Genomic DNA, 11,770 nt, shown 5'->3' with positions numbered 1-11,770 from the left:
CAAGTATTAAACCTCTGTTAAGCGCTCGTGAATATTGATCATCACTGCTTGTTTCAGTTCTTTCGGTGAAATTACTTCAGTAAGTTCTGCTGTAAAAGCAATTATGATCATATATTTTGCAGTTTTATATTTGATACCTCTTGAGCGAAGATAAAAGATCTCTTCGTCATTAATGTGACCCACTGTAGCTCCATGTTTACATTTAACGTCATCGGTATAAATTTCTAATTGAGGCTTAGTATTAATTTCAGATTTATTACCTAATAACAAAGTGTTATTAGTCATTTGACTATTAGTTTTCAATGCATTTTTTGAAACTTTAATCATACCATTAAACACTGATATACTGCTATCCATACCAATAATTTTATGTAATTGATGGCTTTCACAGTTCCTTATATTATGTTCAAGGTAAGTTCGAACATCTATTATTTCAGTATTTTTTGGTGATAATAAGCTATTAAGTAATAAAGTAGAATTTTCACCTTCCATTTTTATACTAGTTTGATTTCTAGTTAACTTAGCACCTAATAAAAAGCTGTTACTTAAGACTTTACTATCACGACCAATCAAGATGTCATTATGTGAAAAATACTGAGCTTGGCTATTCTCATGATGTAATTTAACGTGTTGATATTTACTATTATTACCGACTTTAACTGTTAAACGGCTTCCTGTAAAATGAGCTTGATCATTCAGACTAACAAAGTGCTCAATAACTTGAGCTGTACTATTTGTATCTAACGTCATGTGATAACGATATTGACTGATATTCATTTCTTTACTATTATTGCCACTACTAATATTTAGAAGATAAAGTGGTTTTTTTGCGATTGTATTTTTTGGAAGATAGATAATAATTGGTTGTGTTGCTAAGCTTTCAGTAATGTGTAAAAATATTTCACTTTTAATTTCATATGGTAATATATCCTGATTCTCTAATAATGTAACTTGAAACGGCCCTGTATCAATCGAACTTAATATTGTATTATACCATCCATTAACAAGGACAATTCGATAAGCATCAATAGATAAAGCTAGCGATTTACACGTTGTTTCATTAATATTTTTTTTAGCAAAATTATACTGAGTCATGAGTAATGACTGTAATGGTGTATAGCGCCAATCTTCATGACGAAAAACAGGTAAGTTTACCTGTTTCGCTTTTTCCCAATGAATTGCTGCATGACGAGATTTAGACCCAGATCTTTTTTCAAAAAGTGTTGCAAAATGTGCCATGGCTTTCTCATTCAATGCAGAGAACTTAGCTTGTTGATTTTTTTTTTCATTGTTGGTTAATAAGCCAACCATAACCTTGTTCCTCCAGTTTTTTTGCTAAGCTAAAATCACCTGATTTGATTATTTTTCCTTGAGATAGCACGTGAACATAATCAGGTGTGACGTAGTCAAGTATACGCCGGTAATGTGTCACGATAATAAACGAACGTTCTGGGGAACGCATTAAATTTATGTTATTTGCGATAATTTTTAATGCATCGATATCTACACCGGAATCAGTTTCATCTAATATACATAACTGTGGTTCCAGTGCTGCCATTTGTAAAATATCATTACGTTTTTTTTCTCCACCTGAGAATCCTACATTCACGGAACGAGTTAATAAATCTTGTGGCATCTCTAGTAAATTAATTTTATTTTTAATAAAATCTTCAAAATCAAAACGATCTAAAATTTCTTGCTGACGATATTTACGTACCGCATTTACTGCGGTTTTTAGAAAAATTTGATTGCTGACTCCTGGAATTTCAACTGGATATTGAAATGCTAAGAAAATACCTTCACCAGCGCGTTCTTCAGGATTTAATTTAAAAAGATCTTTACCTTTAAAAATAATTGTACCACTATCAATTCTATAATCTTCACGACCTGCTAATGTTGCAGATAGTGTACTTTTTCCTGAACCATTTGGACCCATAATGGCATGTACTTCTCCGGGTTTGACTTTTAATGATAAACCTTGTAAGATTTTATTATTTTCTGCACTTACATGTAAATTCTTAATACTTAACATATCAGTATGCCTTTAGCGCATCTGCGCATATATAAAAATAATCTGCATTTCATGTAAGCAGGAAAGTTTAAATACTTAGAGGAAGATAAGTAATTATGTGAACTGAGTTACGGATTTTACCTATAGACAGAGCTAATTACAATTTTGAAGTATAATGGATATATATTCTAATCATATTCAACCCACACTATTCTCTAAGCTGATTGCTAATAATTTTTGTGCTTCTACTGCAAATTCTAATGGAAGCTTGGAGAAAACATCCTTACAAAAACCATTTACTATCATTGAAATGGCATCGTCTTCGTTCATCCCACGCTGGAAGCAGTAAAAAAGCTGATCTTCCCCGATGCGGGATGTTGTTGCCTCATGTTCGAGTTGTGCAGTCTTATTTTTTATTTCTATATATGGAAATGTATGTGCACCACACTGAGTACCTATTAACATTGATTCACATTGCGTAAAATTACGCCCATATTGAGCACTAGGTAATATTTTTACCAAGCCACGATAACTATTTTGGCTTTTTCCAGCAGAGATACCTTTAGAAATAATTGTTGATCGGGTATTTTTTCCAATATGGATCATTTTTGTTCCGGTGTCAGCTTGTTGGTTACCATTTGTCAAGGCAATAGAAAAAAATTCGCCTACAGAATTATCGCCTTTTAATATTACACTTGGATATTTCCAAGTAATAGCTGAGCCTGTTTCTGACTGGGTCCAAGACATTTTAGAATTTTTTCCTTCACAGAGAGCTCGTTTAGTTACAAAATTAAGAATACCTCCTGCTTCACTGTTTTCACCTGAAAACCAGTTCTGAATTGTAGAGTATTTTACTTCAGCATCTTTATGAATGATAACTTCAACAACGGCAGCATGCAGTTGGTAGCTATCACGAATCGGTGCAGAACATCCTTCAATATAGCTGACATAGCTATTTTCATCCGCAATTAAAATTGTACGTTCAAATTGTCCGGTTTTAGCCGAATTAATGCGGAAATATGTGGAGAGTTCCATGGGGCAATGTACTCCTTTAGGGATATATACAAAAGTTCCATCTGATGCAACCGCGGAATTTAGTGCAGCAAAGAAATTATCGTTACTAGGTATAACAGTACCTAAGTACTTTTTTATCATTTCAGGATATGTTTTTATAGCTTCGCTAAACGAGCAAAAAATAATACCATGTTTAGCAAGATCGTTACGGGATGTGGTGGAAACTGATACTGAATCAAAAATTGCATCAACCGCAATAGATTTTCCGTCACGGACAGGAATACCGAGTTGGTTAAAAGCTTCTTCAACTTTTTCTGTTAAATAGTGATTTGTTTCTGTAATACAATCGGTTTGTGTTGCTTTCGATTCTGCACTGCAAGTATGATTATTAGAACCACAAAAAGCAGGCGCTGAATAATAACTGTACTCTTGATAATTTAAATTAGGATAATGAGCTTTTAACCAATGTGGTTCTTGCATTTCCTTCCATTGATGATAAGCATTCATACGGAATTGTAGCATCCAATCAGGTTCTTTACGTTTTTCGGAAATAGCGCGAATAACATCTTCGTTTATTCCTTGTTGCATTTCATCTGTGGCTACATTAGTAAAAAAACCTTCTTTATAACGCCTCTGATCAAGCCAGAGTTGCACTGTATTGTCAATTTTCATATTACTTTGAGACATAAGCTAACTTCACATGTTAAACGCTGAAGCTTTCACCACACCCACAGGCGTGTTGGGCTTTAGGGTTGTTAAATTTAAACATACGATTAAGCCCTTCCTGGACATAATCAATAACTGTACCATCAATAAATGGCATTGATTCTTTTTGTATATAAAGATGCGCACCATTATGTTCGAAAAATAGATAGTTCTCTGTTGGGTTTTCTATCATGTCAAAAATATAACTAAAACCAGCACAACCTGACTGTTTAATACTTAGCGCAAGTCCTTGAGTGTTAGGGTATTGTTTCATTAATTTTTTAATTTGCTTTGCAGCGTTATCTGTTAAATTAGCGCCTTGCCAGGTATTTTGATCTAGAAAAGAAATTTTTAGACTATCACTTATTTTTTTAGTCATTTTTACACCACATTTTAAGAGATTTTTAGTTAGTTATTAGAAAATTGACTCAGTTTGTTTATATGTTATGATTATTATAAATTTTGTTGCTTAATTATTTTTTAATATGTGATATTTAGTATAATGCATTGATTTCTTCTATTGTACTTAATTACTCATGAAAACTAGAAAAGTTATGTTAAACGATCAACATGTTCATAACGGTATCAATAAAAAACAGAACAAATTAATAATAATATATATTATACAACTGAATTAAAATGGAAGTATTAAAATTAAAACGAAACAAATCAAACATTCTGAGCCACAAGTATTTCAAGATCGGAAATGTTAATCAAAAAATACAGTGTCATTAATTAATAGGTATGATGTTATTGTCTTTTAAAATAAAATATATCAATATATTAAAATATAATGCTTGGTTAGTACAAATTAGCTTCATAACAATATAATAATTCTTTTCGTTTCGGAATAAAAATATTTTTAATTTTAAGCTTAAGACATGTTGTTTATCTACATAATATAAAGATTGTAAAATTGAACGGAATGCTTTCATCAGGATAGTAAATTGCCTATAATGTTATTAATGCAGCACAAAGTTATTGTGTTTTCTTATTAATAGGCGTGCTGAATTTAAAATATTCATTACTAGATCCTGCTATGATCATGCTAATATGTTTGAAACTATATATTCTTTCGTAATTAATGCCAGCTTTTTAGGTGAAATTTATCTTAAAAATTATTGCGTAATTCTTGATATAGTTTTAAGTATTTGATTAATTTGTATATTTTATATATATTTGATTTTCGCTACTACAATTAGTTATCAGAGTCCTAACAAGTAAAATTGATTAGTTTTCTCTGTGTTAGATTTTTAAGATAAATTATAAATGTTTAAAGTGTTTTATATTAAGTACTAATGTATAAACAGATCTAAGGATGTTCTAATAATTTAGCTGAATTTTTTTGAAATGGCTATTTATAGTACTTAAATAAAATTGTCTACTGTGTATTATTATTTAATTAGTATGTTTATTTATGCATCATGATTAACACATTAAATGTGTTGTTTTAATTTAGCTGTGTTATTGTAATAGTTGTTAATCATTAATAGATAATATGTATGTGGTACACTGCTATTGTTAGTAATTACATCATTTATAGTATTTATTGATGTCAAGTAGGAATAAAGTGAGTGGATATTTCAACTATTAACTATTCTAGATTTATTTTTAGATGAGATAATTTGTGATTTTTATATTATTTTAGTAATGTGCACAAGAAAGTTTATAATATATTACGTGTTATTATGAAATAACAATAGTAATGATATATTTTATATTTAAATTTTTCAATCAATACAATAAAATTAGCAATTATTACTTTTTGTAATGATTAACAAACTAGCTATTTGTATTTTAAGGTTAAAGTTGAAATTATCTCATATCTATTATAGAAGTAATTTATTTTTTTAAATTTTGTATCTCAAACTATGATAAAGTAGTTTGACAATTATTATTTTTTAATCATAATAGGAAAGGTATATTAATTTCAGTATGTGGAATATAATAACAGATGCTTTTTAAGTAATAGTTATGTTACCTCATTAAATATTGAACTTTAAATGTAAGAATATTTATTTTTATTTAGTTTGTATTAATTATATTATACATACTCAAATATTAAAATTTATTTTTTAAATTTTATTGAGGCAATTATTATTTCTTTCTAAATATATTGCGTCAGTATTTTAGTATTAATCATCAATAATTTAATTGTGAACTTATTAAAAATTTTGTTTAAACTGAATAATGATTGATTTATTATTCTCAGAATAATGCAAATTTACTAAGTGTTATATATTGATATATATTTTAATAGATTAAACTTTTGTTGTGTAAATAGAAAATATATATATTATTTCTGGAAGTGAATATGTATAAATATTTTTATTTTTGTTGCATTTTTAAATATTAGCTTCTAATAAAAAAAGTTTTAGTAATTTTATCGTCAAGGTGAATCTTAGATTATTATTGTATTTTTTAGTAAAAGATATTATTTAGAAATAACAGTCACTTTTCTAAATCAGGTATTAACAATATGGTTACTAAAGTTCGTATGAGTGGTAGTTTAACAGCGTTAATACACATTGTATGATCTTTGATATATCAATTGTTAAAAAATGGGTGGTAGAGAATGTAAAAAATATATGTGCATAATAAAATGCAATTTTAAAGACATGTAACTAAAGTTAATTTATGTAATTGCAATCATAATTCAACAAGTATAGATAAAAAGATCTTGATAATTTTAACATATATGATAATTACTGTTATTTGTAAATAGTTTATTGCCGGATAACATAAATATATATGAAGTATTTTGGCTAGTGTATGCTTATACATAGTTGTAATTATTAAAAAATCCTAACGCGCTAAATTTTACATTTTTAATACAATTACTAAGAGTAAGGTCCACTAAGAGAGAGTTTATTTAATGTGTATTAAATTGATAGAAAATATCAAATCAATATAAGAGATATTTAAACATCTAGCATTATTTATCATAAAAAATGTATTGTTTTGTGATTATGTAGAAAATATTTAATACGCTTGAATGTTAAATAATAACTGAAAGATTTAATACAAGGAAGAGTTGATGCGTTTGAACCAGAAATTTTACTGAAAGTGCTTTTCTTTAAATAGTGACAGAGTTTGCAGATTTTTTTTGTTAAATTATAGTTGTGTATACGTTAATTAAAGTATTTTATTATATATTAAATATATTGCAGTGTGAATAACTCACTAAGAATCCTTTAAATTTCAATAATTAAAAATTTTGCATAATCAGTATTTTAATATTATATTATGATCATGAGTTAAATCTTTTAACACAATTATTTATACAATTCTAATAGGAATGACGTCGTATACTTATGAATTTGTTATTTATTTAATTAAGAGATTTTATAGTTATTATATCATAAAATATTTTATCATTATAGACTAAATAGATAGTTGTAATAACAAGTATTAGTGTTAATTATTTTATTTAATTTAGCTGGATTACTATTTATTAATTTTAGTGAAAATATATTTAAGATCTAATAAATTATTGAATTAATTTTAAATTAATACTAGTTTTAACTTTTAAGTTAGTTGTGTTCTCAATGATTTTTGAGAAAGCAATTAGTTTATATAACATATTAACGATAATGTTTTGTTAGATGACATTTCCTTATTTTTGCTAATCCACCTAGAAGGTACGAAAAAATCGTTTATAAACTATTTTAGTTGTGTAACATATGAAATCATTTATTTATCTTCATCGGATTGAAGAAATACAAAGCAATGAGATAAGACATAATAAATATTTAGCTCTTTTATTATGTTTACTATTCTAATTATTTAGATATATAATTTTGAGCTTATTTAAATAATATTTCTTCAATTACATGTAAAGCGCATTGTTAATGATGACTTTTTTTGTATAGTATTGATATTATTCGTTATATACTTTTAATTCAAGTAATATAATAGTGTGTAATGTTTTTACGAGAATTTAGGTTCAATACTTTATGTCCAAACGATCTATGAAAAAGAGTAAAAAGACTGATTATGTGATTAGCGAAAATTACATCACAGTATTATTTTTTTGCTTTTGAAAATATAACACATATATACAGTGTTATTGTTTATTAAGGAACATTTCTTGATGGAAAAATTGCAAAAACAGTTTGATTTACCGAAATTTATTTTCGGATTTTCTTTTATTATTTTAATGATAACAGTTTGCTTTTGGGTTTTACACCCTTTTATTTTAGGTTTTGTTTGGGCTGGTATGATAGTAATTGCAACTTGGCCTTTATTGCTAAGAATAGAGATAAGATTGTGGAATAAACGCTGGCTCTCTACTTTGATTATGGTATCTTTAATATTGTTATTGTTTGTAATACCACTGGGTCTTCTTATTGGCAGTGTCATTCAAAACAGTGCTCCGTTTATTGAATTAGTTAAATCTACTAATAGCGTATATTTACCAGATTTAGAATGGTTGAATAGTATCCCCCTTATAGGAGAAAAAAGTTATTATGCTTGGCATAAGTTAATCGCAAGTGGTGGTAACGCACTACTTGCAAAAGTTCAACCTTATTTTGGACAAGCTGTAGCCTGGTGTATTGCCCAAGCTATTAATGCAGGAAGATTTATGTTTCATTTAATGTTGATGTTACTATTTAGTGGATTACTTTATTTGAAAGGTGAATTTGTTATTTTAGGCATACGACATTTTGCTGTTCGTTTAGCTGGTATTCGTGGTGATGCTGCTGTGATTTTAGCTGCGCAATCAATTCGAGCTGTTGCTCTTGGAGTTGTTGTAACAGCACTAATCCAAGCGATTTTGGGAGGTATTGGTCTGGCTTTATCAGGACTTCATTATCCCGCTATCCTTACTATATTGTTATTTATTTGTTGTGTTGCACAACTTGGTCCATTGCTAATTATGGCATCCTCTGTTATTTGGCTTTTTTGGATAGGGAATACAATATGGGCTATTATCCTTGCACTGTGGACTGCAATTATTGTTACTATGGATGGTGTTTTACGCCCTTGGCTTATTAAAATGGGCGCAGATCTTCCTATGGTCCTGATTCTTTTTGGGGTAATTGGTGGAATTTTATCTTTTGGTATGATCGGTTTATTTATCGGTCCTGTTGTTTTAGCTGTTTCATATATTTTATTCAAAGCGTGGATGAATGAAGTTTCTGTGCCTGATGAAAGTCTTGAAGAAACACAACGCTTTCTTAAAGAGGAGTTTATGATTAAAAAATAAACGTAATATTAAACTTACTATTAACATGCTTAATGTTCAGTATATAAATAATAAATATCTCATGATATGTTTAAACATTTTTTTGAACAAAAATGATTCAACTTAGCTTTATTTTAATGTTACATTTTTATTAAAAATATTATCTTTAAGCAATCACAAGTAAGCATAGCATTAAATAATTATTATTTGAGATAATTATATATTCATATATATTAACGTTAATATAATTTATATTATAATATTGTTTTTGTTGCACTGTAAGGTGCTATTTTAAATAAATTTTTGTATTAATGTTAATATATTAGTTTATAAAATATTTTTAAATTTATTTTAATAAATATTTTATTGAATTTAATTTGTACATATATTTTATTTATTATTTGATGAAATGTTAATTATTAACAGGTAGTTATATAAATTTAGTTAATGGTAATCTAATAGTATAAATTAATGGTGTATAATAAAAAATAATATTTATCATTGTAATTTTTTAATAAATTAAATGTTTTATTTTAATATTTGAAAGAATTAATATAAAACATAGTAATTGCAACATGTTTTATAAGTAATGATAAATCTATATCATGTATGTTAAATTATTTATTTGTATTATCAGCTAATAGTCATTTAAAGTATGAATGGTATATAATTTATATATCATAAATGATATATAAATTTCTTACATTACTAGAAATTTTTTAAAATATATAATTTTATGAGTAGATTATAATTGTTAATTAGCTCTTTATAAATTTTGAAAATTCATATTTTCTTAAATCTTTTATCTTAAATTACCTATTGCAATATTATCAATTGAGTAATGATATATATATTATTAATGATAAGATCTTGGTTAAGAGTTAGGTTTTAATTCGTATTTTAACTCACCGGTATAAAATTTTTATTTTAATAATAGAGATTTTTATAAAGATAGTCAGATATTTTCTTTAATTTTTAAAGGGGGGTATTAATAGAAAATTTTTTTCGTTTTATTTTACAGGAGTTTTTGATGATAATATGCTAGGTTTATCTTGGGTTTTCTAATTATATCGTTAAATTTGAGAAGAATAGATATTTAAACTATTATTTTAATAAAAGTATTGGTATTTTTAATCTTTATTTATTAAAAGATGAGCGTTCAATCAATATTGAAGTACTTTTATTATGAGATTTATAAAACATTTCTAGCTATTATGTTAATGCAGTCATTTTTATTTTAATAGTTGTGACTTTAGGAAATAGCATAATTTGTTTATTAATTAGTTTAAATGGCTACTGATTATTTTAATAGTGATAAAAATAGTAATAGTAACAGTGATGTGCATTCAAGTTATTGTATAAATAGTATACTTAAAATGGTCTAATTATCCTTGCTATTGTATAATTTTGACCTTTTTAAGATATAGCATATCTATCTGTATCTTAAAATAAAAATATGAGATTGCAAATTTTCATACAAGAAAATAAAATAATAAAGTATTAATACATGCTTGGATTTATTAATAGTGTTTTTAAATGTTTATTTTAAAATGACCATTGCTACAATGACTACTAGTACAGAATATAGCTATTTTCATGTTTTTATGCTTAAGAATCTGATAATTCATAAGGGTTGCGATCTTCTTATGTTATTTACTAGGTCTAGTAAATATTTTAATAATAGTCCAATACAAGAAGAACCTGAGATAGGTAGTATATTTTTATATGTATACTATCAGCTCAATGATAGTAGCTAAAATAGATTCTGCAAAAAATCTTATAGATTTTTGATTAATACTAAAAGTAATTCTCGTATCTTTATTATAAACAATAAAGATGATTATACTTATTTGATGATAACTTTATCAGATATAATCAATTTTATACTTTACTGAAAATTGTACTAGATAATTTAGTTGTTGTTATTTTTTTATTATTTTCAGTATTTCTGAAAGCTATTTTGTTTTTATATGGATAGCGAAAAAGATTTTGATATTATAATTATATAAGTTATTTATGTTTTATTTTTTTATTATACAGTAAGTAATTTTAGAATATCAAGCTAAAATAAACCAATATTAAAAATTAACTCTATATGCTTAGTTAAATAAAATTAATAGAGTGGAAGCATTATTCTAACTTATTTTTGTCATATATTTAGATTAAATCAATAGGGCTATGAGTTGAATGTAGAGTTTATATATTGTAAACATAATATATGATATTAGTCATAGACTATATTAAAACAGTTAAAATTAATTAAAGTGATATGCAGTAAAATAAAGTAAAATATAGGATAATATAGTTATTTTGTAATTATCGTAATAAATTATTATCAATATATCTTTCTTAATTGTTAAACCACATTTCTTTACATGATAAAAAATTGTACATGTTAAAATAGCATGTAAATACCATTTATAGTTTTTCTACATTATGCAGATTGTTTTGGCTAATAATACATGTTCAATGAGTTAAGTTGTTAGGATCAATTTAAGAGTAGAGAACGCATTGAGTTTATTTGATTTATGACTTTATTTAGTAGAATAAATGGACTATTCTTTTTACTTGAGATCCCCTAAACATGCGAAAGGTTTTTATATAAGGATAATATTTCATAAGATGTTTTATGATGCTATTTTAACGTATTGGTATTTTATTAAAGTAAATTTTAGTGTTTACTAAAATATAGTCTTTAATATTTTACAAGTTTTCTTTTATCATATTTTCTGAATTATAACGATATTTTAAATCTTATTTTAAATTAGGCATCGTTTTATTTTTATAATTTCTTTTCTAAAACAATTTAGATAATAACATGATTATATTGAAGTTTTGAAAATTAACAAAGT

At 26.2% G+C, this 11,770-nt stretch carries 5 protein-coding genes; 1 reads left to right on the top strand and 4 read right to left on the bottom strand.

The genetic code is table 11. The features are described 5' to 3' along the window. Positions 1-6 precede the first annotated feature (6 nt). The 4 genes from sufD to sufA form a co-directional block, all read right to left on the bottom strand. The gene (gene sufD / locus GFV14_RS03045) at positions 7-1,311 is read right to left on the bottom strand and encodes a Fe-S cluster assembly protein SufD (RefSeq protein ID WP_457914202.1); all 1,305 of its coding nucleotides are present in this window, start codon (positions 1,309-1,311) and stop codon (positions 7-9) included. Beyond that, a complete protein-coding gene (gene sufC, locus GFV14_RS03040; protein WP_457914201.1) occupies positions 1,286-2,032 on the bottom strand; it encodes a Fe-S cluster assembly ATPase SufC in 747 nt (248 codons plus the stop codon). The genes sufD and sufC overlap by 26 nt, the downstream gene beginning before the upstream one ends. A 177-nt stretch (positions 2,033-2,209) precedes the next feature. Next, positions 2,210-3,712 (bottom strand): Fe-S cluster assembly protein SufB, encoded by a 1,503-nt coding sequence (gene sufB, locus GFV14_RS03035; RefSeq protein ID WP_457914200.1) that lies wholly within the window; start codon positions 3,710-3,712, stop codon positions 2,210-2,212. Positions 3,713-3,728: 16 nt separating this feature from the next. Then, a complete protein-coding gene (sufA, locus tag GFV14_RS03030; protein ID WP_457914199.1) occupies positions 3,729-4,109 on the bottom strand; it encodes a Fe-S cluster assembly scaffold SufA in 381 nt (126 codons plus the stop codon). Between the two features lie 3,714 nt (positions 4,110-7,823). On the opposite strand from sufA, the gene ydiK reads away from it, so the two are divergent. Then, positions 7,824-8,939, top strand: coding sequence for an AI-2E family transporter YdiK (ydiK, locus tag GFV14_RS03025; protein WP_457914198.1), 1,116 nt, complete (start codon positions 7,824-7,826; stop codon positions 8,937-8,939). Positions 8,940-11,770 lie beyond the last annotated feature (2,831 nt).

Origin of the sequence: Candidatus Hartigia pinicola (genome assembly GCA_020541205.1) — a bacterium.
In the GTDB taxonomy this organism is placed as follows: Bacteria; Pseudomonadota; Gammaproteobacteria; order Enterobacterales; family Enterobacteriaceae; genus Hartigia; species Hartigia pinicola.
The sequence above is the reverse complement of the archived record's forward strand: the minus strand, read 5'-3'. Positions and strand labels throughout refer to the sequence as shown.

Excerpts from the sequence above, each read along its gene's own strand:
- sufD (WP_457914202.1), bottom strand. The coding sequence starts at position 1,311 with ATGGTTGGCTTATTAACCAACAATGAAAAAAAAAATCAACAAGCTAAG.
- sufC (WP_457914201.1), bottom strand. The coding sequence starts at position 2,032 with ATGTTAAGTATTAAGAATTTACATGTAAGTGCAGAAAATAATAAAATC.
- sufB (WP_457914200.1), bottom strand. The coding sequence starts at position 3,712 with ATGTCTCAAAGTAATATGAAAATTGACAATACAGTGCAACTCTGGCTT.
- sufA (WP_457914199.1), bottom strand. The coding sequence starts at position 4,109 with ATGACTAAAAAAATAAGTGATAGTCTAAAAATTTCTTTTCTAGATCAA.
- ydiK (WP_457914198.1), top strand. The coding sequence starts at position 7,824 with ATGGAAAAATTGCAAAAACAGTTTGATTTACCGAAATTTATTTTCGGA.